The 22,702-nt window shown below is 38.9% G+C and carries 27 protein-coding genes; 12 read left to right on the top strand and 15 right to left on the bottom strand.

Features of this window, described 5'->3' with window-relative positions; genetic code table 11:
• Positions 1 to 24: 24 nt before the first annotated feature.
• The 10 genes from CH361_RS10260 (at position 25) to gshAB (ending at position 9,904) form a co-directional block, all read left to right on the top strand.
• Positions 25 to 1,263: an EAL domain-containing protein gene (locus CH361_RS10260; protein WP_100790738.1), complete on the top strand. Its 1,239-nt coding sequence runs from the start codon at positions 25 to 27 to the stop codon at positions 1,261 to 1,263.
• Positions 1,264 to 1,357: 94 nt separating this feature from the next.
• The gene (gene sufC, locus CH361_RS10255) at positions 1,358 to 2,110 is read left to right on the top strand and encodes a Fe-S cluster assembly ATPase SufC (RefSeq protein WP_100790737.1); all 753 of its coding nucleotides are present in this window, start codon (positions 1,358 to 1,360) and stop codon (positions 2,108 to 2,110) included.
• Positions 2,107 to 3,264 carry a SufD family Fe-S cluster assembly protein gene (locus tag CH361_RS10250; protein WP_100790736.1) on the top strand — a complete coding sequence of 386 codons (1,158 nt, stop codon included), beginning with the start codon at positions 2,107 to 2,109 and terminating at the stop codon, positions 3,262 to 3,264. Before sufC ends, CH361_RS10250 begins: the two co-directional genes overlap by 4 nt.
• Complete coding sequence (locus CH361_RS10245; protein WP_100790735.1) at positions 3,264 to 3,578, top strand: Rieske (2Fe-2S) protein; 315 nt, start codon at positions 3,264 to 3,266, stop codon at positions 3,576 to 3,578. Before CH361_RS10250 ends, CH361_RS10245 begins: the two co-directional genes overlap by 1 nt.
• The gene (locus tag CH361_RS10240; protein WP_100790734.1) at positions 3,575 to 4,819 is read left to right on the top strand and encodes a cysteine desulfurase; all 1,245 of its coding nucleotides are present in this window, start codon (positions 3,575 to 3,577) and stop codon (positions 4,817 to 4,819) included. The genes CH361_RS10245 and CH361_RS10240 overlap by 4 nt, the downstream gene beginning before the upstream one ends.
• On the top strand, positions 4,803 to 5,222 hold the full coding sequence (locus CH361_RS10235) for an iron-sulfur cluster assembly scaffold protein (RefSeq protein ID WP_100790733.1): 420 nt from the start codon (positions 4,803 to 4,805) through the stop codon (positions 5,220 to 5,222). Before CH361_RS10240 ends, CH361_RS10235 begins: the two co-directional genes overlap by 17 nt.
• Positions 5,219 to 5,542 (top strand): metal-sulfur cluster assembly factor, encoded by a 324-nt coding sequence (locus CH361_RS10230; protein ID WP_100790732.1) that lies wholly within the window; start codon positions 5,219 to 5,221, stop codon positions 5,540 to 5,542. The genes CH361_RS10235 and CH361_RS10230 overlap by 4 nt, the downstream gene beginning before the upstream one ends.
• Positions 5,539 to 7,299 carry a gamma-glutamyltransferase gene (ggt, locus tag CH361_RS10225; protein WP_100790731.1) on the top strand — a complete coding sequence of 587 codons (1,761 nt, stop codon included), beginning with the start codon at positions 5,539 to 5,541 and terminating at the stop codon, positions 7,297 to 7,299. Before CH361_RS10230 ends, ggt begins: the two co-directional genes overlap by 4 nt.
• Before the next feature lie 3 nt (positions 7,300 to 7,302).
• Positions 7,303 to 8,895, top strand: a complete 1,593-nt coding sequence (gene gshA, locus CH361_RS10220) for a glutamate--cysteine ligase (RefSeq protein ID WP_100790730.1) — start codon at positions 7,303 to 7,305, stop codon at positions 8,893 to 8,895.
• A 1-nt stretch (position 8,896) separates the two neighbouring features.
• The gene (gene gshAB / locus CH361_RS10215) at positions 8,897 to 9,904 is read left to right on the top strand and encodes a bifunctional glutamate--cysteine ligase GshA/glutathione synthetase GshB (protein ID WP_100790729.1); all 1,008 of its coding nucleotides are present in this window, start codon (positions 8,897 to 8,899) and stop codon (positions 9,902 to 9,904) included.
• Between the two features lie 131 nt (positions 9,905 to 10,035).
• On the opposite strand, the gene CH361_RS10210 is transcribed toward gshAB, so the two are convergent.
• The 12 genes from CH361_RS10210 to CH361_RS10155 form a co-directional block, all read right to left on the bottom strand.
• Positions 10,036 to 10,278, bottom strand: coding sequence for a glutathione S-transferase N-terminal domain-containing protein (locus CH361_RS10210; RefSeq protein WP_100790728.1), 243 nt, complete (start codon positions 10,276 to 10,278; stop codon positions 10,036 to 10,038).
• Between the two features lie 5 nt (positions 10,279 to 10,283).
• Positions 10,284 to 10,592 carry a Grx4 family monothiol glutaredoxin gene (gene grxD / locus CH361_RS10205; protein ID WP_100790727.1) on the bottom strand — a complete coding sequence of 103 codons (309 nt, stop codon included), beginning with the start codon at positions 10,590 to 10,592 and terminating at the stop codon, positions 10,284 to 10,286.
• 2 nt (positions 10,593 to 10,594) lie between these two features.
• Positions 10,595 to 10,819 carry a BolA/IbaG family iron-sulfur metabolism protein gene (locus tag CH361_RS10200; protein ID WP_100743087.1) on the bottom strand — a complete coding sequence of 75 codons (225 nt, stop codon included), beginning with the start codon at positions 10,817 to 10,819 and terminating at the stop codon, positions 10,595 to 10,597.
• Between the two features lies 1 nt (position 10,820).
• The gene (locus CH361_RS10195; RefSeq protein WP_100790957.1) at positions 10,821 to 11,492 is read right to left on the bottom strand and encodes a glutathione S-transferase family protein; all 672 of its coding nucleotides are present in this window, start codon (positions 11,490 to 11,492) and stop codon (positions 10,821 to 10,823) included.
• A gap of 15 nt (positions 11,493 to 11,507) precedes the next feature.
• Entirely contained in the window at positions 11,508 to 11,753 is a 246-nt protein-coding gene (locus CH361_RS10190) for a BolA family protein (protein WP_244279793.1), read from the bottom strand.
• A 19-nt stretch (positions 11,754 to 11,772) separates the two neighbouring features.
• Positions 11,773 to 12,543 (bottom strand): ABC transporter permease, encoded by a 771-nt coding sequence (locus CH361_RS10185; protein WP_100790725.1) that lies wholly within the window; start codon positions 12,541 to 12,543, stop codon positions 11,773 to 11,775.
• A gap of 2 nt (positions 12,544 to 12,545) precedes the next feature.
• Positions 12,546 to 13,463, bottom strand: a complete 918-nt coding sequence (locus tag CH361_RS10180) for an ABC transporter ATP-binding protein (protein WP_100790724.1) — start codon at positions 13,461 to 13,463, stop codon at positions 12,546 to 12,548.
• Positions 13,464 to 14,495, bottom strand: coding sequence for an oxygen-dependent tRNA uridine(34) hydroxylase TrhO (gene trhO, locus CH361_RS10175; RefSeq protein WP_100790723.1), 1,032 nt, complete (start codon positions 14,493 to 14,495; stop codon positions 13,464 to 13,466). It abuts the gene before it with no gap.
• 3 nt (positions 14,496 to 14,498) lie between these two features.
• Entirely contained in the window at positions 14,499 to 15,875 is a 1,377-nt protein-coding gene (locus tag CH361_RS10170; RefSeq protein ID WP_100790722.1) for a dihydrolipoyl dehydrogenase, read from the bottom strand.
• Positions 15,876 to 15,968: 93 nt separating this feature from the next.
• Positions 15,969 to 16,760 carry an SDR family NAD(P)-dependent oxidoreductase gene (locus tag CH361_RS10165; RefSeq protein ID WP_100790721.1) on the bottom strand — a complete coding sequence of 264 codons (792 nt, stop codon included), beginning with the start codon at positions 16,758 to 16,760 and terminating at the stop codon, positions 15,969 to 15,971.
• Entirely contained in the window at positions 16,757 to 17,767 is a 1,011-nt protein-coding gene (locus CH361_RS10160) for a zinc-binding alcohol dehydrogenase family protein (protein WP_100790720.1), read from the bottom strand. Before CH361_RS10160 ends, CH361_RS10165 begins: the two co-directional genes overlap by 4 nt.
• On the bottom strand, positions 17,764 to 18,189 hold the full coding sequence (locus CH361_RS10155; RefSeq protein WP_100790719.1) for a MauE/DoxX family redox-associated membrane protein: 426 nt from the start codon (positions 18,187 to 18,189) through the stop codon (positions 17,764 to 17,766). Before CH361_RS10155 ends, CH361_RS10160 begins: the two co-directional genes overlap by 4 nt.
• A gap of 106 nt (positions 18,190 to 18,295) precedes the next feature.
• Between CH361_RS10155 and CH361_RS10150 the strand changes: the two genes are divergently transcribed.
• On the top strand, positions 18,296 to 19,189 hold the full coding sequence (locus CH361_RS10150; RefSeq protein ID WP_244279791.1) for a LysR family transcriptional regulator: 894 nt from the start codon (positions 18,296 to 18,298) through the stop codon (positions 19,187 to 19,189).
• On the opposite strand, the gene CH361_RS10145 is transcribed toward CH361_RS10150, so the two are convergent.
• Genes CH361_RS10145 through serA form a run of 3 tightly spaced genes read right to left on the bottom strand, consistent with a single transcriptional unit; the run spans position 19,179 to position 22,007 of the window.
• Positions 19,179 to 19,973, bottom strand: coding sequence for an endonuclease (locus tag CH361_RS10145; protein ID WP_100790717.1), 795 nt, complete (start codon positions 19,971 to 19,973; stop codon positions 19,179 to 19,181). The genes CH361_RS10150 and CH361_RS10145 overlap by 11 nt on opposite strands.
• Before the next feature lie 7 nt (positions 19,974 to 19,980).
• Positions 19,981 to 20,757 (bottom strand): hydroxyacylglutathione hydrolase, encoded by a 777-nt coding sequence (locus CH361_RS10140; protein WP_100790716.1) that lies wholly within the window; start codon positions 20,755 to 20,757, stop codon positions 19,981 to 19,983.
• A 26-nt stretch (positions 20,758 to 20,783) separates the two neighbouring features.
• Entirely contained in the window at positions 20,784 to 22,007 is a 1,224-nt protein-coding gene (gene serA / locus CH361_RS10135) for a phosphoglycerate dehydrogenase (protein ID WP_100790715.1), read from the bottom strand.
• A gap of 57 nt (positions 22,008 to 22,064) precedes the next feature.
• Here serA and CH361_RS10130 point away from each other — a divergent pair, with 57 nt between their 5' ends.
• Positions 22,065 to 22,610, top strand: a complete 546-nt coding sequence (locus tag CH361_RS10130; protein ID WP_100790714.1) for a hypothetical protein — start codon at positions 22,065 to 22,067, stop codon at positions 22,608 to 22,610.
• The last annotated feature ends 92 nt before the right edge of the window (positions 22,611 to 22,702 follow it).

Below are 22,702 nucleotides of genomic sequence, written 5' to 3'. Positions count from 1 at the left end.
TTCTAGCCTGGACGAAAGGGAACCATGTTCACAACGGAATCAACGGAAGGAAACCAGTTTTGGAACGAGACATACTTTGTCCCACATTTCCAGCCCATCGTCAATGCCATCAATCGTTCGATCTCAGCATACGAAGTGCTGGGTCGTCAGTTCAATCCCAAGAAAAACACCTATGAATCTTTGGGTGGTCTTTTCCACAATCGGGATCAGGATCCAGTTCCCGTTTACAATATTGACAGAATTCTAAGAGAAAAAGCAGTCCAAACCTTAAAAGAGAGTTCACTTCGAACCAAACTCTTTTTCAATATGATGCCGAATTTCTTATCTCGGGTGCATCATACCGATTTATTTGCTGAAAACTTTCATATCATTCAACTCATTGAAAAGTATGGAATCGATCGCAACCAAGTCGTGATCGAAATCACTGAGGATGAATTTGACGGTTCTATTGACAGGCTCATCCAAATCGTTCAGATCTTCAGGGATTACGGCCTGAAAATTGCCATTGATGATTTGGGTACTGGATTTTCCAATCTAGAAAGAATTGGATACTTACACCCCGATATCATGAAGGTCGACATTCGGATCATGAGAGAAAGTTTGAACAAAAATTCATTCAAACAAGTTCTGGGTGCTATATCCGAAATGTCTCAGAAACTCGGAAGCCAACTTCTCTTTGAAGGGATCGAAACGGAAGAAGAGGTGAACCTGGCTTTATCCATGGGAGCCAATCTCCTCCAAGGATTTTATTTCTCTACCCCCAATCCGCATTTTCTAAATCGAAATACTTTCTCGGATAAGATGAAAACAGTTTTAGAAAACTTCTCCAGTGTCCGTTCGCGGGAACTCAGGGAGAAGGGAGTTCGGGAACAGCGAATCATTGACCAACTCCAAGACCTTTTCTATGAGCTTTCTGATGTGAAAGAGGAGGATTTTTCCTACAGGTTCGGACAAATCCTTGGTTCTTTGCCAAGAGAGATCTTAAAAGTCTTTGTTTGTGACGCAGAAGGGTACCAAATCACTCCTACTTATGATTTGGACCGGGCAAACGGTGGGTATTTGGAAAGATCCCGTCAAATTGGGAATAACTACGCTTGGAAACCTTACTTTTTAAAACACAAGGAAGAGTCTGAGCGGTTCCGAAAGAAATGGGGGGTGACTTATCCCTTGTATGACATCTCAAACCAAAACCAATATGTGATTTTTACTTTTTCTTTGATGAATGGAAAGATCCTGATTGCCCAGGTAGGTTGGTCGGAATAGAATCTTGTTTTTTTTGAGTGGTGCTTTTTCCTGGTAGAAGGGATTCGTCTAAATTATAGAATCATTCTAAATATATACAATACAGGATACCACCTTGTCCGCTATTCTCGAAATTAAATCTCTACATGCCAACGTAGGGGACAAAACGATCCTCCGGGGAGTCAATTTGACCATTGGACCCGGTGAAGTCCATGCCATCATGGGACCAAATGGATCAGGAAAGAGTACTCTTTCCAATGTCATTCTTGGCCATCCGAAATATACGATTACTTCTGGAGACATTCTCTTTCGGGGAGAGTCGATTTTAAATAAAACCACTGATGAAAGGGCAAGGCTTGGATTGTTTTTATCCTTCCAATACCCAACTTCACTTCCAGGTGTAACGATTGGAAACTTTCTAAAGTCCATTCTCAAGGCACATCGTGGAAAAGAAGTTCCTGTGAAAGAATTCAAACAAGAACTAAAACAATCTATGGATCTTTTGGAAGTCCCTCAGTCATTTATCGGACGTTATGTGAATGATGGATTCTCCGGTGGGGAAAAGAAACGGGCCGAAATTTTACAGATGAGTTTATTAAAACCTGTTTTATCCATTTTGGATGAAACAGATTCTGGTTTGGATATTGATGCGCTGCGAATTGTTTCAGAAGGAATTAACTCCAACAGAAATCCGGAACGTTCGATTTTACTCATCACTCACTACCAAAGAATGTTAAATTATATTGTTCCTGATTTTGTACATGTGTTTGCAGATGGAAGAATTTTAGAGACAGGTGGTAAAGACCTCTCCTTAAAATTGGAAGAAGTTGGTTATGATTGGATTTTGGAGAGAGAAGGAGTCAAATGAATTCCTCACTTACGAGAAATCGATTGGTTCTCACAAAAGATCGAAGTACAAGTTTCCGTAAATCCCTTCTCGAAATTTGGAACCAGTTAGAACTTCCTAAAGATTCTGATGAAGCATGGAGAAAATTTCCGATTGGTTCTGTGGATTGGAAAGAGTTACAATTTGATCCCCAAGAGGTGCGTTTGGGAGCATCTGAGGAAGATACAAATGATCAAACACTCGCAGAAGAAACCATTGAAACAATCTTTACGAATCTATTAAAATACACGCCGAAAGACTACTTCGCCTTTTTGAACTTAGTGGCTGCACCGAATTATGAAATCATTCTTTTGGAAGAAGGAGAATCTCTCTTTCGGTATGAAGAAGAGGGAGATCGGCCTAAACATTCTGTTCGGATTTTTTATCTCCCAAAAGGAAAAACAGCCAAAACAGAAATCCAATTCAAAACCGCACATGATTCCGAAGACCTTCATATGAGTTCTTCTCTTGATTTTTATATGGCAGAAGATGGTGCTTATTTAGAAATTTTAGATCGAGAATCCAGTGATTTAGATTTATATCGGTTTCGTAATGTTTGTATTCTTGGTTTTTCTGATTCTCATGTAAAATACCACCATTATCCTATGGGTGGATTTCGTTCTAAACTTTTTTTGCATGCACATTTACTTGGGAAAGGGGCTGACGTGACTGTGGATGGGGTCTCTGCTTTGTCCGGTCGCAACTTAAAAGATTTGGATATGGAAATGTATCACCATGCGGACCATACCACAAGTAAAATTAGTTATAAATCAATTGTTACAGATAAGTCCCATCATATTTTTACTGGGAATTTGAATATTCCACCAAACTTAAAAAAGGTGACTGCACACCAAGAGTCTTTTAATTTATCTTTGAATAAAAAGGCAAGAGCGGAGGCCAACCCTAAGTTGGAAGTTCTCGCAGAAGATGTATCTTGTACGCACGGCGCAACCGTGGGTGATATTGATGAAGAGCAGTATTTTTATCTTCTCTCCCGCGGCCTCACCCCAGAAGAATCCAAAGCTTTACTTGTGACTGCTTTTTATGGAGAAACCATTCATTCGATTGGATTTTCCGAAGAGGTGAAGTTATCTTTAGAATCTGAAATCAAAGAGATTCTCATCGGAGGCAAATAATGGCCTTTAAAAAATTGATCTCTACTTCAGAAGTAAATGAAGGTAGTTTAGTGGTTGTGAAAACACGTCACTTCAATGTGGTCGTGACCAAGGTAGAAGGTGAATATTTTGCGTTTGAAGACTCCTGTACCCATGATGGGGAAGAGATTTCTTGCGGAAAATTAGAAGGTTGTGTCATCACTTGCCCAAGGCATTTTGCCAAATTTGATGTTCGCAGTGGTGAGGTTTTGGCCCTTCCTGCGACAGAGCCTCTTTTGACTTTTCCTGTCCGAGTGGTGGGTGAAGATTTGGAAGTAGATTTGGAGGCGGTATGAGTTTAGATCCTTACCAAATCAGAAAAGATTTTCCTATCTTGTCTCGGATTTTGCCCAATGGCAAACCACTGGTTTATTTAGACAATGGGGCATCCTCTCAAAAACCAAAGTCTGTCATTGATGCAACAAATGACTATTATGCGAATGATAATGCAAACATTCATCGCGGTGTTTATTATTTATCGCAACATGCAACAGAACTTTTTGAACGTACAAGAATCAAAACTTCTCATTTTTTTCAAGCCCAATGTGCAAAAGCAATTATATTCACTCGCGGAACAACAGATGCCATTAACTTAGTGGCTCAAACCTGGGGACGAACGAATATCAGTGAAGGTGATGAGATTGTTTTATCAGTCCAAGAACATCATTCGAATTTAGTACCTTGGCAGATGTTGGCTTTGGAAAAAAAGGCGTTTTTAAAATTCATCCCCATCAAAGAAGATACTACTTACGATTTATCCAATCTAAACGAAATCATTACTAAAAGAACAAAACTTGTTGCCATTAGCCAAATGTCGAATGTGACGGGTACTGTTCATGACCTAACAAAGATTACGGACCGAGTGAGACAAGTCGGTGCAAAGATTTTAGTAGATGGAGCGCAAGCAGCATGCCATATGCCGATCCACTTAGTTGATATGGACGTAGACTTTTATGCCTTTTCAGGGCATAAGATGCTTGGGCCAACGGGAGTGGGTGTACTTTTCGGCAAAGAAGAAATCTTAGAAGCCATGCCACCTTGGCTTGGTGGCGGGGATATGATTGAATCTGTCGAACTGGAAGCTTCGACTTATGCAGCTCTTCCTGCCAAATTAGAGGCGGGGACTCCGAACATTGCTGGGGTCATTGGATTTAGTCATGCTTTGGATTATCTGCAAAAAGTGGGAATGAAAAACATCAAAGAACATGAACGTATGTTAACCGAATATGCTTTTGAACGTTTGAATCGGATTGGTGGACTTCAAATTTATGGAACTGATGACTTAGATAAAAGAGGAGGGGTTATCTCTTTTACTATGGATGGAATCCATCCTCATGATGTTGGTTCTATTTTGGATGAAGAAGGAGTTGCCATCCGGGTAGGCCACCACTGTTGCCAACCTCTGATGAAACAATTATCCATTCCTGGAACTTGTCGCGCATCTTTCTATTTATACAATACAAAAGAAGATATCGATGCTCTTGTTCATTCCATTGACAAGGTAAAATCAATCTTTGGTCGTGTCGCAAGAAAGTAACTTTGAAGATTTCCTTCGTTGGAAATCCTATGGACTTTGGGAAAAACCGTCCCAGTCTCATGAAACCATAAAAGGTTTAAACCCTTTATGCGGGGATGAAATTTTAATTCACTATCAAATAGACGGTGAGTTGATTCAAGTGTTAGGACTGGGTGGTGAGTCTTGTTCTATCTGCTCTGCCGCCGCAGGATTCCTTTTTAAAAATAAAACAACACTCTTGCGGAGTCATCTCCAGTCTTATCTACTAGATAGAAAAAAAATTTTGGATGGGGGGGATTCTGACTTGTTTCAGGATTTGGAAGAGGTATCCTTTTTTAGAACTCTTCGTTCTCATCCAGGTAGGTTCCGTTGTGGGCTTTTGCCTTGGCAGACCTTAGTAAAATTAAGTGAGGAAAAGAAATGATTCGTGATCCTGAAACTGAGAAGGAATGGGAAGTATTCCATAGTGTTCGAATGGTGGAAGACCCTGAAATTGGAATCTCACTCATTGAACTCGGTTTGATTTATGATATCAAGGTAGAAGGGGAAAAAGCAGACATCACCATGACGTATACTTCCCTTGCTTGTCCTGCTGGCCCACAAATGAAACAGGACATCGAAAACCATGCCCTTCGTGTGGATGGGATCAGCGAAGCAGTGGTTCATGTGGTTTGGAACCCCAAATGGGAACCTCGTTCGATGGCTAGCGAAGAAGCCAAAATGCAGATGGGGATCTTCGATTGAGTTTTTACAGGCGAGCTAACTTACTCTTAGTTCTATTTTTTGTTTTCCAGTCTTGTGAAACGATTCCGTTTTTACAAGATTCCTTAAATGGAAAGGGAAGTTTTTCTTCTGCCATTCCTCAGGTGGAAGGAGCTAGTGCAAAGCGAGATCGGTATGAATTTATCGGAAAAGAAATCATCATTTCCTCTGACCATCCTTTGGCCTCACAAGCAGGTATGGAAGTTTGGAAACAAGGTGGAAACGTAGTCGATGTTTTTGCTGCCTCAAGTTTTGCCATCTCTGTCCTTCGTCCTCATTCCACGGGACTCCTTGGAGGTGGGTTTGCCATCGTCCATCTCCCAGCCAAAGGAAAATGGGCTTATGATTTTAGAGAACGTTCTCCTAAAAAGGGAACCTCCTCCTTTTATCTAAATCCAGACGGAACAGTCATTTCAGGTAAAACTTTAAAAGGCGCCTATAGTGCAGGTGTCCCCGGAACCGTACAGGGAATTTTACAAATCCAAAAACAACATGGCAAATTACCTTTAAATGTAGTAATGGCACCTGCTTTTCGTTATGCGAAAAATGGATTTTCTGTTTATGGAGATTTGGCGCTTGCGGTATCGAAAACTTGGCCAGATATGAACCCAGCCATGAAAAAGGTTTTCGGAATTGATAATCGGGCCATACGGGAAGGGGAACTTCTCATCCAAGAAGACTTGGCAAAAACCTTGGAAAGGATCGTTGAAAATGCAGAGAAAGAGTTTTTGGAAGGGGAAACTGTTAAGTTAGTTTCTGATTATTATACTGAATATGAAAACTTCATCACGGAAGATGATTTCAAAAATTACCAAGTGAGAACGACAGAACCTTTACAGAGTTCCGTTTGGGGGTATACCATTTTGACTATGCCTCCTCCTAGTTCAGGAGTTCATCTCATCACTATGATGAATTTATATTCCGAGATGCAAAAAAGGAATACCTTCCCATCGGGTAATGTTGGTGAGATAATTCGCATTACAGAGGCTATGCGAGTTTCATATCGAGACCGAGCAGAATTGGGAGGTGACCCTGGATTTACAAACGTCCCTGTTTCAAAACTTCTATCTGCAAGTTATGCAAAAGATGAAACGAATGAAATTGAGAAAAAAGTAGTCTCAGGAAGTTGGCCCGTTCCCAAAGAGGAAATAAAGAAACCTGAGGCTTATAATACCACCCATATTTCGATTTTGGATAAGGATGGAAATGCGGTTTCTACCACCCAGTCGATCAATGGAATTTTTGGAGCTGTCCAAATGGTTCCGGGGACTGGACTTGTTTTGAATAATACGATGGATGACTTTGCCATTCTGCCGGGAGTTCCCAACCTTTACGGCCTTGTGGGTTCGAAAGCCAATGCTATTGAACCCGGAAAAACTCCCCTTTCCAGTATGAGTCCCTCCATCCTTCTTGATGGAACTGGGAAAACAAAGCTTGTGATTGGAGCTCCTGGTGGTTCCCAAATCCCTACCTCAATTTTTAATACCCTGTACCGGTATTTGGTTCAGAAAGAAAGCCTATACGAAAGCGTTTCTTATCCTAGGATCCATCATCAATTCCAACCCGATCGAGTTTTTTTAGATCCTGAAATAAAAGAATCGTTTCCGCAATTGGAATTACCATTTTATCAAGTCCAATATATTAGGCATCGTGCTAAAGTATTTGCCGTAACAAGAGAGGGGGACCGCTTGATTGGCGCGTCCGATCCCAAAGGGGAAGGAGTTCCTTTAGGTTTTTAAACCATGAAACGAAAGTTATTAACATCGACAAAAAAAAATTCAACACGTAGTTTATTATCAGAAGAATATAGAGTCTGTTTGCTAAGCGCCAAACATGGATTAGAGAGAGAAAGTGCAAGGATCGATGGAAAGTCTAATTTAGCGAACACCCCCCATCCCAAGGCCTTGGGTTCCAGCCTCACGCATCCTCTCATCAAAACTGACTTTGCAGAAGCACAAGTCGAGTATGCTACTGGGATTCATAAATCCATTCCTGATGCACTGCATGAATTAACAGAATTACATGCCTTTACCATGGCAAAACTTGATTCGGAATATTTATGGCCTTTTAGTATGCCTCCCGTTTTGCCTTCGGAAAATAAAATCGAAGTGGGCAATTATGGAACCTCTCTCGAAGGCAGAAAAAAAACCATCTATCGGAACGGACTTGGCCACCGATACGGAAAAAAAATGCAAACCATCTCAGGTGTACATTACAATGTATCTTTTGATACATGTATGTTATCTATTGTTTCAGAAAAACGCTTTAAAAAGCCACTAAGTCCAGAAACAAAATCACAAATTTACTTTGATACCATTCGCAATTTTTATCGAATTTCCCCTGCTTTATTGTATTTATTTGGATCATCAAGTTTAACGGATGTTACTTTTACGGAAGAATCCAAACAAATCAAAAAATTAGATTCAAAAACTTTAAAATCTGATTTTGCAACGACACTTAGGCTTTCCAATATTGGATACACAAGTAAAGTACAAGGGAAATATCCTATTTCAGTAAATTCATTAGAAGAATATGCGACAGGAATGTGCCATGTAGTTTCCAAAGCTTATTCTCCATATAAACAGTTTAATGGAAAACCAACGAACCAACTAAATGATCATATCTTACAATTGGAAAACGAATACTATTCTCTGGTTCGTCCCAAACAGGTTCCTCGGGGTGATGAACGAGTTGTGGATGCCCTTGTGGAAAGAGGGGTAGAATACTTAGAAATTAGGCTTCTTGATTTGGATCCATTTTCTGCCATTGGAGTGGAAGAACACAGACTATATTTTTTACATATGGTTCTTCTTTATTGTATGTTAAATGAATCAGCTAAGGCTGATTTGGTGGAAATGGCAGATTGGAGAAAAAACCAAGAACTTACCACCTGGTTTGGTAGAAAAGAAGATACAAAAATTAAGTTTATGGGAGAAGATATTTCTCTACGTGATTTAACGTATCAACTATTTGAAGAGATTCAACCCATTGCAGACCTTTTAGATGAAAATGATGCGAACGGGCCCTATAGTAAGGCATGGGAAGCACAATGGGAAAAATGGAATGATCCAACCCAATTAGGTTCTACTATGTCAGAGTTAGATTTAAAAATTCATAAATTGAGTTTCAGGGAATTTGGACTTGTTCTTGCCAAGGCTCATAAAGAGGAACTTCTGAAATATCCTCTCGCACCAAACCGAATCAAATACTATGAAGACTTAAGTGAACAGTCAATTTACGAAAAGGAAAAGATCGAAAATTTGGAAGGTAGTCATTTAAAGAAAAATCAAAAACCCATCCAAATCAAACCCTTAAAACTTTGTAGTGGGGTCTGAAGTGACAGAAACCAAACCTTTACCATTAGGCTTTGAAGACTTAGAGATCTCTACACAAATCATCATTCGAGACGCACTCGCACGTGGGATTCAAATTGAGATTGTGGATCGTAAAGAAAATTTTCTCCGCCTAGTACAAGGAAACCATTCAGAGTTTGTAAAAGAAGCAAGTAAAACTAGATTAGATTCTCTAATGACTTACTTAGTGATGGAGAATAAAATTGCCTCCAAGCTTGTGTTAGATGAACATGGAATTCGTGTTCCTGTAGGGAGAAATTATTCTTCACTAGAAGATGCAAGAAAAGACTACACTTTCTTTTTAGACAAAAAGAAAGTGATTAAACCAGTGACTACAAACTTTGGGCTTGGAATTGGGATTTCTAATCCGGGAGACAGTTTAGAAAAGTTTGAATCATTTGTAAAAACTGCCTTAGGACTTTCTAATTCCATCATCATAGAAGAGTTTATAGAAGGACCTGAATATCGGTTTTTAGTTTTGGGTGAGGAAGTCATTGCTGTTTGTAACCGAATTCCTGCAAACGTTACTGGTGATGGAAAAAGTTCCATCAGAGATTTAATCGAAAGAAAAAATGAAGATCCGAGGCGAGGAGAAGGTCACAAAACGGCACTTGAGAAAATTCAGATGTCGGAAGTGGAATTACAAATTCTAAAAGACCAATCCTTAGATTTTGATTCGATTCCTGGTTTGGGAAAACAGATTTTCTTAAGAAAGAATTCAAATATATCGACTGGAGGGGATTCACTTGATGTAACAGACCTAGTGCATCCTGAATTCAAAACCATTGCCATCTCTGCGGCGAAAGCAGCCGGTGCTGTGATTTGTGGAATTGATATCATTTCCTCCCAAATAGAATTGAAACCAGATCCAAAAACGTATGCAATTTTAGAAATCAATTTTAATCCAGTGTTATATATCCATGAATTTCCCTATGCAGGCAAACCAAGATTTGTTGGTGATAAGATTCTGGATTTACTTGGTTTTCGTTAAATCACAAAACGAGTCACAAGATTTAGAAATCCCGGGAAGCTTTGATTTATCAATTAAAGTTATGCCATAGTAAAACTAAGGTATAACTTTGATTTGACTATTGCGTGCTAGAGGGGCGGTTCTAAAAGTAATTAGGAATACTTGGATCTTAGGTAAGAGATGATGTCGGCAGATTCATACATCTGGACTTCACCGTCTACAAGGAAGGGGACTTGTGACTGTCCTCCTAGCCGAACTACCTCTGCTCGGCCTGGAGTTCCAAAAGAAGCCTCTACATATTCAATGTCTTTTCCTGGAACAAGCCCAAGTGATTCCACAGTATGGATCACTCTCCTGCAATAAGGACAAGTATCGTATTGGTAGAGGCGAATCATTTTGATTAGCTCGCTTTTTTTGTTAGTTCACCGGACTGAGCCATTTGAACTGTAATATCGTGACCACCTACAAATTCACCCTTAATATAAAGTTGGGGAATGGTTGGCCAATTTGTATATTCTTTGATTCCTTCTCTGATTTTCATATCAGATAGAACATTGAAAGAACCAAACGGTATTCCTAGTTGTTTGAGAGTTGTCACAACACCTGCAGAAAATCCACATTGTGGCATTTCTGGCGTTCCCTTCATAAATAGAAATACGTTTTCTGATTTGATTAAGGATTCAATTTTATCCTTTAATTCTTGTTCCATGGTTATTCACTCCTAGTTTCCAATGCTAATGCATGGATTTCTTCTTTTAATTCATCTTTCAAAGTTGCGTACACCATTCGGTGTTGCTCAATGAGTCCTTTACCGCTAAAACCAGAAAAAGTTACCACTGCTTTGATATGGACTCCGTCCCGATAGGGATCTAAAATTTCCACTTTGCTGCCGGGAAGACCGTCTTCAATTTTCTTTTGGATTTCTGGAATTGTCATCCTATAGTATTCCTCCCATCCAAGAATGGTGGGCTTTAATAAATTCAATATATTCTTTAGGCACTTCTGGTAAAACAGAATTCTTCACCGATGGCAATGAAAGTAGAGTTTCGCTCCATTTTTGGATTTTGGGAAAATCCTTTAACAAGTTAAGGTCTGATTTATGATCGCTTAAAAATTGCAAACGCATAAAAAATGGGGCAAAGGCAGTGTCCACTAAGTGCATTTTATCCCCAGCAAAGTAAAGGGTTTGACCAACAGGGGAAGGAAGGCCTGCTTCCAAAATTTTGAATTTAGAAATTAGTTCTTCTCTCTTTTTATCGGAGTCCGTTTTTTCTTTGGCCATGGTCCATCCATATTGGTCCACAAGGAGAGCACTCGCAAATTCCGTCCAAGAGCGGTGTTTTGCCTTTTGGATGGGGTTACTTGGGTGGAGGGCGGGAGCACTTGTTTCATCTAAGTATTCGTTGATGACTGCAGATTCAAAAATGACATCATCTCCCACTTGTAAAACGGGTACTTTTCCAAAAGGAGAGATTTTTAGAAACCAATCCGGTTTGTTTGCGAGGTCAATGTATTTGATATCGTAATCCACCTTTTTCTCTAGAAGGTTGATCACAGAACGTTGGACAAAAGGGCAAAGTTTAAAACTGATTAGTACTGGTTTAGTCATACTCATTAGACATCCTTATGGGGCAGAAAGATCCATTTCTAATGCATGGAGACCTTTCTTAAATTCTTCTCCGAGTTCCTGGTAGACCGCTCGGTGGTTTTCGACTGTGGATTTGCCGTAAAATTTTTGGGAAACCATATACAAACGAAAGTGTGTTTCTTTTGAATCTTTGGTGACCCCTGGGTGACCGGCATGTTCTAAGGTAACATCAGTCAGTTGAAGAACCTTAGGTGAAAATTTTTCATTCAGAATGGTTTCCATGCGACTTTGTCTTGATATTTTAGTTTCTGATTCCATAACCAATTTTCATTAACCTCACATTGATCATAAAAAGTAATCCCGAGAGCAGAGTGATAAACCCAAAAGAAAACCATAAATTGACATCGGTAACTCCGATAAATCCATAACGGAATAAGTTTACCATATAAAGGATGGGATTAAAATAAGAGACCATTTGCCAAAACACAGGGAGGTTTTTTACAGAATAAAAGACTCCACCTAAGTAAGTAAGGGGTGTGAGAATGAATGTGGGAATGATCGTCACATCATCAAATTTTTTTGCGAATAAAGCATTAAAAAATCCACCTAGGGAAAATAAAATCGATGTCATGATGACTGTGAAAAGAATCACAAACGGATTATGAAAACGAAGGTTTGTAAAAAAGAGAGAGGTGAGGGTGACAAGGATTCCCACAAAGATACCACGAACCACACCACCAAATGTATATCCGATTACAATGGTATAAGGCGATGTAGGTGATACGAGTAATTCTTCAATATTCCTTTGAAACTTACTGGAAAAGAAAGAAGACACAACGTTGTTGTAAGAGTTAGTAATGACACTCATCATAATGAGTCCCGGTACGATAAACTCGATATAACTAAACTCTCCGATTTTCCCAATTTGTCGACCAACGAGTTCTCCAAATATTAAAAAATACAAAGCCATTGTAATGACTGGTGGAATCAATGTTTGTACCCAAATCCGAATGATTCGAATCCATTCTCTTCTAACTATGGTCTGTAAGGCTGTGAAGTTTTGTTTCCACATAATTAGTTTTTTCCTGTAAGTGATAAAAAGAGTTCTTCAAGTCGATTGGATTTGTTTCGAAGACTCAAAACTTCTAAATTTAATTTAGTGAGTTCGGTAAAAAGTTGGTTTACCGATTCTTTTTTTTCTAACTGCACTTCTAAACTGTGATCGTCTAACCAAACTAAATCGAATTTTTTAGATTGTGGTTTTGTTTTGAAACTTTTCTTTAAATCGATGATAAAGGTTTCTTTGTCCAATCGGTGTAGGAGTTTTTTTATTGAAGTATTTTCAACAATTTCACCTTTGTCGATGATCGCGATATTCTTACAAAGTGACTCAGCCTCTTCTAAATAATGGGTCGTTAGGATAATTGTTTTTCCTGCTTGGTTTAGTTCTTTCAAAAATTCCCACATAGACCTACGAATTTCAATGTCTACACCAGCTGTGGGTTCATCTAAAATTAAAAGTTTTGGGTCATGGATGAGAGCACGGGCAATCATCAGTCTTCGTTTCATTCCACCACTGAGTTGTCCTGCTGCTGATTTCCTTTTGTCGATTAGGGAAAGTTTTTCTAAATAATACTCTACTTTGTTTTTTGCTTCCTTATAAGGAATTCCGTAAAAACCGGCCTGATTGATGAGGATTTGTTCTACAGCTTCAAAGATTCCAAAATTAAATTCTTGAGGAACAATTCCTAAGTAAGTTTTGGCTAAGTCAAGCTCCGTATCAATATCGGTTCCAAAGATTTTCACTTTTCCACCTGTTTTGTTGATTAAAGAACTTAAAATTCCAATGGTAGTTGATTTCCCAGCACCATTGGGTCCAAGAAGAGCAAAAAAGTCTCCGGACTCTACTTTAAGATCGATGGACCGAAGTGCCTTCACACCGTTCGGATAGGTTTTTTCTAATCCATCTAGTTCGATTGCATATTCTGACATTTATTTTCCTACTAGTTTTCTTGTTAGGTGGTGGGTCGGGTATTTTTTGTTTTTGATATTCTCTTTTCTTAGCGTTTTTTGCATTTCTTCTGGTAGTAAAACTATGTTTTTACATTCTTCAGAACAACAATTGAGTAGCGTTTGGGAGCAATCTTCGCATTGAACGATTAAAACATGGCAACCTAAATTGGCACAATTGGTATGGCGGTCACTTGGTTTTCCGCAAGTATAACAGACAGTAAGGATGTCTTCGGTAACTCGTTCTCCTAATCTATCATCGAAAACAAAATTTTTACCCTTGAACTTGGAGGGAAGACCAGCGTCTTGAACTGCCTTTGCATAATTAATGATTCCGCCGCGTAATTGGTGGACTTGGGAAAATCCTTTATACTTTAAGTAGGCACTTGCTTTTTCACAACGAATCCCACCAGTGCAGTAAAGAAGGATTTTTTTATCTTTATCGTTACTGAGTAAATCTTCTACAAGAGGTAACTCTTCCCGAAATGTCCCTACATCGGGAAGGATGGCATTTTCAAAATGACCCACTTCTGATTCGTAGTTGTTCCTAAGGTCTACAACAATCACTCCAGGTTCGGCCAATGCATCATGGAATTCTAAGGGTGTTAGGTGGGTTCCTACATTGGAAGGATCAAACTGTGAATCATCCAAACCGTCAGCCACAATTTTTTTGCGAACTTTGATGGCGAGTTTGATAAAACTTTCTTTTTTATCTTCGACTGCATCGTTAAAATAGATTTGATTGAGTTCGGGAATTGAGTCTACTACTGACCGTAAAGTTTCATAATTTTCTACTGGAATAGAAAACTGGGCATTGATTCCCTCTTTTGCTAAATAGATTCTCCCTAAAATTCCTAAATCTTCGAAAGCATCATAAAGTTGATCTCGAAAGATAATTGGATCTTCGAGTTTTACATAACGATAGAAGGAAATGACACGGCGTTCCCTTTTGTCCTTTTCAACGCGTTTCCGTAAGGTTTCTTTGTCATAACGATTAAATAAAAATTTTTTCATTTCTTAACCTTTTAATTTTTCTTCCCTTACTTTACGAAATGCATTTCTTGTGATTTCTGATATTGCTGGATGGATGTAGATCATTCCTAAGTAATCATCTAATTTCGCTTTTAAATACATTCCAAGAATGATTTGGTGGATGAGGTTTGATGCTTCGTCCCCTATGATATGGGCACCAAGCACCTGTTCTGTTTCTTTCGAAACTAAAACCTTTACAAATCCTGAATCAGACATCCTTGCCATCCCTGTGGCACTAGAAGAGTAGGGATTGATTCCTTTATAATAGGGAACTTTCTTCTGAATTAATTCTTCTTCTGTAAAACCTACACTTGCTATTTGCGGATGGGTAAATACAGCTTCTGGCATGGGTGGGTATTGAATGGGAAGATTGGTTTGGTTTCCATACAAATGTTCAAAAAGATACTCACCTTCAAAGTTGGCACTATGACGAAAAAAATACCTGCCGATCACATCACCGAAGGCATAAATTCCAGGTTCAGTTGTTTCCAGAGTTTCATTCACTTGGATATAACCGGAATCACTCGTTTTGATTTTTGTATTTTCTAATCCAAGGTCATCTGTATTGGGCCTAATTCCTGTGGCCATAAGAAGTCGTTCTGCTTTGTGGATGGTCGTCTGACCATCTTTTGTGATTCCTGTAACGACAAATAATCCGTCTTCAAATTGAACTTTTTGGATTTGGTAATGAGATTCAATTGGAAAAGGTAAATGTTTGTTTAATTCTTTTTTGATATCTCCATCAGCAGATCGCAAAACGTCTGTTCTTGTAAGTCCAGTCACTTGGCAACCATAAGCTGCGTAGGCGGCTCCCAGTTCTAAGGAAATAAAACCCGCACCGACAATGAGAAGTGACTTCGGAAAACTATTTGGTGAAAGAGCTTCTCTAGATGTCCAGTAGGGTGTATCTTTTAAGCCTGGAATTTCTGGAATATGGGGCCTTGTTCCCGTAACGATAAATATATGTTTGGCGGTATAGGTTTCTGTTCCATCGGAAAGAATTCGGTTGTCTATAAACCGAACTTGTTTTTGATAAAAGTCTATATTTGGATTTTTTTCATAAGCAACCGGAATGGAATCCGAATCTTGTTTGACCGTATCGTTCACACGTTGAAAGATTTTGTCTACATCGGCTTCTGGTTTTTCTTTGAAAAAAACAGGAAACTTTTCCGTGTCTTTTGCCATACGGATGAGTTCCGAAGGATAAATCACCATTTTCGAAGGAATACACCCTCGGTTGAGGCAAGTTCCACCAGGACTTTCTTTTTCGAAGACAGCCACTCGTTTGCCAATCTTAGAAGGTGGGGTGACAAGTTTAGTCCCTGCACCGGCACCAATGACAATGATGTCATATTCTTTCATACAGGTTCCAGCTTGAAAATTCGGCAGTTTTCTGTAAATGAAGCAAAATCCATTTTCCTAAATTTAAGAAATACTGCCGTCCCTTTCTGTCCTTTAGATGGATTTATAAACACCTCCATCCGCACGAACAGAAGCCCCATTGATCATAGACGCAAGGTCACTTGCCAGAAAAACGATTACGTTGGCAATTTCTTCTGGTTTGGCAAATCTCCCTGCCAAAGAAGAAGGTCTGTTTTCTCGGATGAAGTCTTTTGCCATCTCCTCATTAGACTTGCCTTGGGATTTTGCTAGTGCCTGGATGAATTCTTCTACCCCTTCCGAAAGTGTCGGCCCAGGTAAAACAGAGTTTACTGTGACATTTGTTCCCTTACAAACTTCTGCACTCCCACGAGAGATGGAAAGTTGAGCCGTTTTACTCATCCCATAGTGAACCATTTCGACAGGAATGTTTAAGGCCGATTCACTCGAAACAAAAACCACCCTTCCGGAGTTTCTCTCTAACATTCCTTTTAGGTAGTTTTGGGTGAGTTCTGCCCCACTTAAAACATTGGTTTCATACATATTTTTCCAATCTTCTCTTGTGATGGCAAAAAATTCTTTCGGTTCAAAATAACCTGCATTGTTGATGAGCACATCTACTTCTGGAACTTGCCTGATGAGTTTTTGGATTCCATCCTCAGTTGCCAAATCTGCAGAGACGCCCGCTAACTTAGATTCGGGTATAATTTTTTTAATCTCTGCTATGGCTGTTTCTACTGCCTTTTCGCTTCGACCATGGACCAAAACCTCAGCTCCTTCCTTGGCAAATCCAAGAGCCGTTTGGAAACCGATTCCTTTGGTTGACCCTGTCACCAAAACTTTTTTATTTTTTAAACCTGTATTCATTTTCTCATTCCTCCGAGTACAATTTTACCGATTGTTTTTCCTGATTGTAGAAGTTCATGTGCTTTGTTTAGACTCTCCTCTGTCATTTCTCCCAAGTCGATCCTGTTTGTCGGAATGATTTTTCCCGTTTCCACCAATTTACCAATTTCTTCTAACAAATGTTTTTGTTTGATTCGATCTTCTGTTTGGAACATAGATTTTGTGAACATAAATTCATTTAAATATCCGTTGCTTTTCGATTTTAATAGATTCATGTTAAGAGGTTCACCCGATTCCACAATGGAACAGATATTTCCAAATGGATTTAAAACTTTAGACAAATTTTCAATTTGGTCTTTCGGATCAGTAAAGAGGAGAACTTCATCAACTCCAGAAAGGCCAAAATTTTTAATTTGTTCTGTATAATCTTTTTTGGGATCTACAGTATAATCGGCACCTAAGGATTTGACCCAAGAGATGGATTCTTCTCTGGAAGATGTTGCAATGACAGTAGCCTTTGTCATTTGTTTTAGAATTTGGATGCTTATGCTTCCCACACCGCCAGCACCGGCAACAATTAGAATATTTTTTTTGAGTGAGGGATCTAGTTTCAGTTTTTCAAATATTGCCTCATAAGCAGTAATTGTTGTTAGGGGAAGGGAAGCTGCTTCTTTGAAATTTAGGTTTTTTGGTTTTTTTCCCACAATAAACTCATCCACAATTTGGGATTCTGCATTACTTCCTTGACGTTTTAAATCGCCTGCATAAAATACTTCCTCTCCCAATTGCAGTGTTGTCACTTTTTTTCCAAGTTCTGTGACCACTCCGGCAGCATCCCAACCCAAAACTCTCGGTCCTGGGTTTCCTTCGTTTATGGAATTTCTAATTTTATAATCAACCGGATTGACTGAAATTGCTTTCACTTCGACTCGTACATCGTGATCTCCCAAGGGTTGGTTTTCTACTTCTAACGATCGTAAAACGGATTTTTTTTCTTTTGGATCAAATAGGGCTGCAATTACTTTCATAAATTCCTCATTTTTAGAATCCAATCTACTGATAGAATTTGTTTGTCAACGGAGCTTAGTAAAAGGTAGTAACAAAGCATATAAACCATTTGGATTCCGACGATTTCCCATTTTTCGAGTAAACACATTCCAAAAATCAAAGAACACATCAATATACTTGCCACAAACAAACTCCATTTAGTTTGCCAACCAATTAAGATGAGTACACCTAAAAGAAGTTCCATGGGAGGAATGAGATAACCCATCAAACTTACAAAAAAATTGGGTATTTGTGTTTCTGCAAATAAAGTATGGAGCCAGATTCTAAAGGGTTCATACTTACTTCCCATCCTTACGATGCCATGGCCTAATAGGTTGGCTCCAATTGCGATTCTTAACACTAGGCTAGCCAGTGTGATTCCGTTTGTTTCTACTGCATTCATAACGGTCGGTCTCTAATGGGTTAAAAATTTGTAAATAAAAAATATTCAATAGTGCTTATTGTTGACAGATTGTATATTATTAGTATACAATTAATGGATGATTTCTATGATTCGTGACCTAGATGACCTAAAAACCTTCGTATTTGTGGTTCAGGAAAGGAATTTTACGCAAGTGGCTCTCAAACTCGGGATTACAAAAGCCGCCGTAGCCAAAAGAATCCAAGGACTTGAGAAAGTTTGGAACACGCAGTTGTTCTATCGAAATACAAGAAAGGTAATCCCCACGAGGGATGCTGACCTCATTTACCCAAAAGTACTGACTGTTCTCGAGAGCGTGAAGGATTTAGAAAATTCATTCACCAGCAAAGACGAGTTAGAGGGACTACTTCGTGTCACTTGCGTGAGTTCAATGGCAAATAATTTTATCTCTGAAATTACCCAGAAGTTTCAGGAGAAAAATCCTAAAATTACAATCCAATTGATTGTGACAGATAGTTTACTCGATTTAATGGAAGAGTCTATTGATATCGGAATTCGAGTGGGAATGGAAGTTCCGTCTGGACTAATCGGTCTGGAATTATTTGCGAATCGGATTTCTCTTGTTGTGAGTCCCGAATACGAAAGGACTCATCCAAAAATTGTATCACCAGAAGATCTAAAATCCCATAACCTTTTGTATTTGGATTTGCATAAAGAATTACGGTTTTCAGGAACCAATCTTTCGCTCGGAGAAGTTACAGGAAAAAGAAATTTTTTATCAAACGATGCATCGAGTTTGGTGCAGATGGGGTTAAAGGGGAAGGGAGTTCTCATTCGGTCCTTTTGGGATATTGATGAACATGTAGAAAAAGGAAATTTAGTTCCTATCCTGAATGATTATCCTTTAGAAAATTTCGGAAAAGTTTGGGTAGTTCATCCGAACCATAGAGCACCTTCCAAAAGAGTGATGGTCTTTCGTAACTTTTTAGAATCTGAATGTGGGTTCCGATTCAATCAATAAAAGGATTTTTTGTGGATTGGATTTTTTCAATCACTTCGTGTTTTCTAATTTCGAAGGTATCTGGTGGATCGAGTTTGTTCCATGATTCGTAGAGTTTTCGTCTATTTTCTGGAATCGGAATCCCATACTTCCATTCCATGTACAGATAGGCGCGTGCAATATCTCCACGAATGTTAGGTTTTGGTTCTGCTGTTTGTGTTTTAAAATTGATTTCAAAATCGCAAAGTCCGTAGTTTCTTTCTTCTCCTTCTACTTCCCCGTAAGAAAAAATCCCTCTGTCGGCATTGATCTCGCCTGGGACAGGGACTAAATTGTGTAAGTCTGCTTCCATCTGGTTGAATAAAGGATCTGTGGCTTGACAACATTTACGACCGCGGACAGGTTTTCCATTCCATTCGCAGTCTCTTTTTTTCCAACATTCACGTTCACTCCCAAAGCTATGAGCTGGAACAATATGTTCCCATTCAATCCATGTTTGGCGGAGTTTGTCTTTGCGACTGTCTAAACCACAGGACTCAAAATCAATTTTAAGCCTTCCTTGCACTTCCGTATCTTCAGAAAACTTACACCCACAATAAAAATCTGTTCCTACCTTTTTATAAAATCGTTTGAATACTCGTTTGGCTTTTTGGAAATCAAATTCCCTATCAGTTTTTTTAGTTGGACTTTTGACTTCTGTTTCTGAATACAAATAGAAAGAACCAAAGAAAATAGATAGAATTCCTATGTTTAGGAGGAGAGTGGAGAGTAGACGTCTTTTGAAATTTGACCGAATATCAGTCATGAAGTGACTACCAGTGGTCCCTTAGTCTTCTTAAAGTTAAAAATACAGATCGATCATCGGAAATGGTTTCGTTTAGGGAAACTAATCTTTCTTTGACTGAGTTTGTATTTCTCCGAAAGAATGGATTTAGTTTTTTTTCCTCACCGATTTCTGAAACTTGAAAGGGTTTTACTTTACTTTTGAAATTCTCTCTAAATTCATTTTTAGGGTCAACATGTTCGGCAAATTTTAGATTATTTTCCCAATAGTCGTGCCCAGGATACAGTAAACAAGAATCGGGAAGGGTCTCAAATCGAGACGAAATGGTTTCATACATTACATTTGGATCACCTCCGCGAAAGCAGTTTCCTACACCAACATTGAACAAAGTATCACCGGAAAAAATTCCTAAAATGGTTTTGGGGTTTTTACGAACAAAACTTAGGTGAGAAAAGGTATGGCCTGGGGTATCCCAAACGACAAGAGATTCTTCTTCAAAAGAAAAAACAATATCTCCTTCCTTTAGAACCTTGTCCAAACCAGGAATTTTGTCTTTAGCATCTTTGTGCCCATAAACAATTGCTTTTGTTTCTTCTTTTAGTTCTAAGTTCCCTTGGGTATGGTCTCCATGTTCGTGTGTATTTAAGATCCCTTTGATTTTAACACCTAAGCTTCTTGTATGAGTTAAAATGGATTTTGCATCAAAAGGATCAATACAATAGGCTTCGCCTGTTCTATTGGAATAAACGAGGTAACTAAAGTTTCGAAGAGGAGAGTTGGTAAAGATGGGAAGGACTTCTATCATTTTGATGTTTTCCTTCCCAATGTTTTTTAGTAGAGGATTCGCGTGCGAATGGAATGTTTATGGGCTTTGATTTTATCTTTTAACTCATCACCCAAATTTTTGTCTATTTCCATACTCAAGTAACCAATATTTGATGATGTACTTAAGTTTTGTGTCAAGATATTTCCACCTAAATCAGAAATGATGGAGTTGATATCTCGTAAAAACCCCGGTTGGTTTTGGTGGATATTGAGAATCCTGTGGTATCCCGATTTTAAACTTCCTAGTTCAATATTGGGGAAGTTCACAGAAAAAGTAGTGGAACCGTTATTCACATACTTTAGAAGTTTTTCGGCAACTTCTGTTCCAATATTTTTTTGTGCTTCTTCCGTAGAACCACCGATATGTGGAGTTAAAATTACATTTGGTAGACCTTGGAGGGGGCTGACAAAAGGATCATCATTTGACTTTGGTTCCTCAGGGAATACGTCAACTCCGGCACCTGCTAGTTTTCCTGATTTGAGTCCTTCCACTAGAGCATCAATTTCCAATACTTTCCCCCGAGATAGGTTCAGTAAATAAGCACCTGGTTTGACTATATTTAGATGTTCTTTGCGAAATAGATTTTTTGTTTCATCTGTTTCGGGAACATGGAAGGTAATAAAATCCGATTGTTTGAGTAGCTCTTCATAACTATGAACAGAAGATGCGTTTCCAAGTGGGAGTTTGGAAATGATATCATAAAAAACAACCTTCATCCCCATGGACTCAGCTAAAACAGAGACTTGTGAGCCAATATGTCCGTAACCAATAATCCCTAGGGTTTTTCCACGAACTTCAAAACAACCTTTGGCAATTTTATTCCATTTGCCTAAGTGGACATCACGAGACTGGTCAGATGCTTTTCTTGCAAGCATAATGATCTCTGCAATTACAAGTTCAGCAACGGATCTTGTATTGCTATAAGGAGCATTAAATACAGGAACTGCACGTTTTTCTGCTTCTTCTAGTTCTACTTGGTTGGTTCCAATGCAGAAACAACCAATCGTCATCAATTTTTTTGCATTTTCTAGGGCTTTGGTTGTAACATTTGTTTTGCTGCGAATGCCTAAAACGTGTACATCCGCTATTCTTTCGATGAGTTCTGCTTCTTCCATCGCATCTTTGACGAGAGTGACGTCAAAGCCGTCTCGGTGGAAAAGTTCGTAAGCATCCTTGTGGATGTTTTCCAGAAGTAGGACTTTTATTTTTCCTTTAGGATAAGATACCATAGGAACAGGATTTTTTCCTTTGCCAAACCTTGCACCTCGAAAAAGAATGAGCTTACCATGGAAAGATTCTTCTCCTTCACCCGAATTTCGACCATTTTTCTCACTTTTCTGGTCCTTGTTTCCTGCTCGGGAACCAAAGCCTATGTGGTCACACCGGAACCAACTTTAGAGCAACAAACGGCTATTTCCAAAGAGATTTGTTTACGGAAATTTTTGCTGGTTTTTGAAAGACGACCTTGTGTGTATTTTAAAGCCGAAAGGGATAATGGAACTGGCCTTGTTCAGTATTTTTTACTCTACGAAATTGGAACCTTTGACGTGGACATTCCGATTGGCGTTTCTTTAAAGTTAGGGGATACTTGGCACAATTTAAAACGCACCAATACTGATTACTCTGATACCATCATCATTAGTTCTGCCATCTCTTCGGATATCATTCCGAAAATTGGAGAAAGCCAATCGATTGCGATCAGTTACACAAACCGAAAAGAAACAATCAACTACAATCTAAACTCTGGACAAACGGCTAACTTCCAGTCCAATTTATCCAAACTCATTCGCACAATCGAATCAGAACCGAAACTGAATATTAACAAAAAATAATCACTTCTGGGTTTATCATATAAAAAAGCCTCCGAGGATTATCCTTGGGAGGCTTTTTTATTAATGGAGCTTTCAGGCTTGAAGGAGAGACG

The organism is Leptospira brenneri (genome assembly GCF_002812125.1).
In the GTDB taxonomy this organism is placed as follows: Bacteria; Spirochaetota; Leptospiria; order Leptospirales; family Leptospiraceae; genus Leptospira_A; species Leptospira_A brenneri.
Note: the sequence above shows the minus strand (reverse complement) of the source record. Positions and strands in the feature narration are given on the sequence as shown.

Bases quoted from the DNA above. Each gene is read 5' to 3' on its own strand.
- CH361_RS10260 (WP_100790738.1), top strand. From the start codon at position 25: ATGTTCACAACGGAATCAACGGAAGGAAACCAGTTTTGGAACGAGACA.
- CH361_RS10250 (WP_100790736.1), top strand. From the start codon at position 2,107: ATGAATTCCTCACTTACGAGAAATCGATTGGTTCTCACAAAAGATCGA.
- CH361_RS10245 (WP_100790735.1), top strand. From the start codon at position 3,264: ATGGCCTTTAAAAAATTGATCTCTACTTCAGAAGTAAATGAAGGTAGT.
- CH361_RS10240 (WP_100790734.1), top strand. From the start codon at position 3,575: ATGAGTTTAGATCCTTACCAAATCAGAAAAGATTTTCCTATCTTGTCT.
- CH361_RS10230 (WP_100790732.1), top strand. From the start codon at position 5,219: ATGATTCGTGATCCTGAAACTGAGAAGGAATGGGAAGTATTCCATAGT.
- gshA (WP_100790730.1), top strand. From the start codon at position 7,303: ATGAAACGAAAGTTATTAACATCGACAAAAAAAAATTCAACACGTAGT.
- CH361_RS10210 (WP_100790728.1), bottom strand. From the start codon at position 10,278: ATGATTCGCCTCTACCAATACGATACTTGTCCTTATTGCAGGAGAGTG.
- grxD (WP_100790727.1), bottom strand. From the start codon at position 10,592: ATGGAACAAGAATTAAAGGATAAAATTGAATCCTTAATCAAATCAGAA.
- CH361_RS10200 (WP_100743087.1), bottom strand. From the start codon at position 10,819: ATGACAATTCCAGAAATCCAAAAGAAAATTGAAGACGGTCTTCCCGGC.
- CH361_RS10195 (WP_100790957.1), bottom strand. From the start codon at position 11,492: ATGACTAAACCAGTACTAATCAGTTTTAAACTTTGCCCTTTTGTCCAA.
- CH361_RS10190 (WP_244279793.1), bottom strand. From the start codon at position 11,753: ATGGAAACCATTCTGAATGAAAAATTTTCACCTAAGGTTCTTCAACTG.
- CH361_RS10185 (WP_100790725.1), bottom strand. From the start codon at position 12,543: ATGTGGAAACAAAACTTCACAGCCTTACAGACCATAGTTAGAAGAGAA.
- CH361_RS10180 (WP_100790724.1), bottom strand. From the start codon at position 13,463: ATGTCAGAATATGCAATCGAACTAGATGGATTAGAAAAAACCTATCCG.
- trhO (WP_100790723.1), bottom strand. From the start codon at position 14,495: ATGAAAAAATTTTTATTTAATCGTTATGACAAAGAAACCTTACGGAAA.
- CH361_RS10170 (WP_100790722.1), bottom strand. From the start codon at position 15,875: ATGAAAGAATATGACATCATTGTCATTGGTGCCGGTGCAGGGACTAAA.
- CH361_RS10165 (WP_100790721.1), bottom strand. From the start codon at position 16,760: ATGAATACAGGTTTAAAAAATAAAAAAGTTTTGGTGACAGGGTCAACC.
- CH361_RS10160 (WP_100790720.1), bottom strand. From the start codon at position 17,767: ATGAAAGTAATTGCAGCCCTATTTGATCCAAAAGAAAAAAAATCCGTT.
- CH361_RS10155 (WP_100790719.1), bottom strand. From the start codon at position 18,189: ATGAATGCAGTAGAAACAAACGGAATCACACTGGCTAGCCTAGTGTTA.
- CH361_RS10150 (WP_244279791.1), top strand. From the start codon at position 18,296: ATGATTCGTGACCTAGATGACCTAAAAACCTTCGTATTTGTGGTTCAG.
- CH361_RS10145 (WP_100790717.1), bottom strand. From the start codon at position 19,973: ATGACTGATATTCGGTCAAATTTCAAAAGACGTCTACTCTCCACTCTC.
- CH361_RS10140 (WP_100790716.1), bottom strand. From the start codon at position 20,757: ATGATAGAAGTCCTTCCCATCTTTACCAACTCTCCTCTTCGAAACTTT.
- serA (WP_100790715.1), bottom strand. From the start codon at position 22,007: ATGGTATCTTATCCTAAAGGAAAAATAAAAGTCCTACTTCTGGAAAAC.
- CH361_RS10130 (WP_100790714.1), top strand. From the start codon at position 22,065: ATGGAAAGATTCTTCTCCTTCACCCGAATTTCGACCATTTTTCTCACT.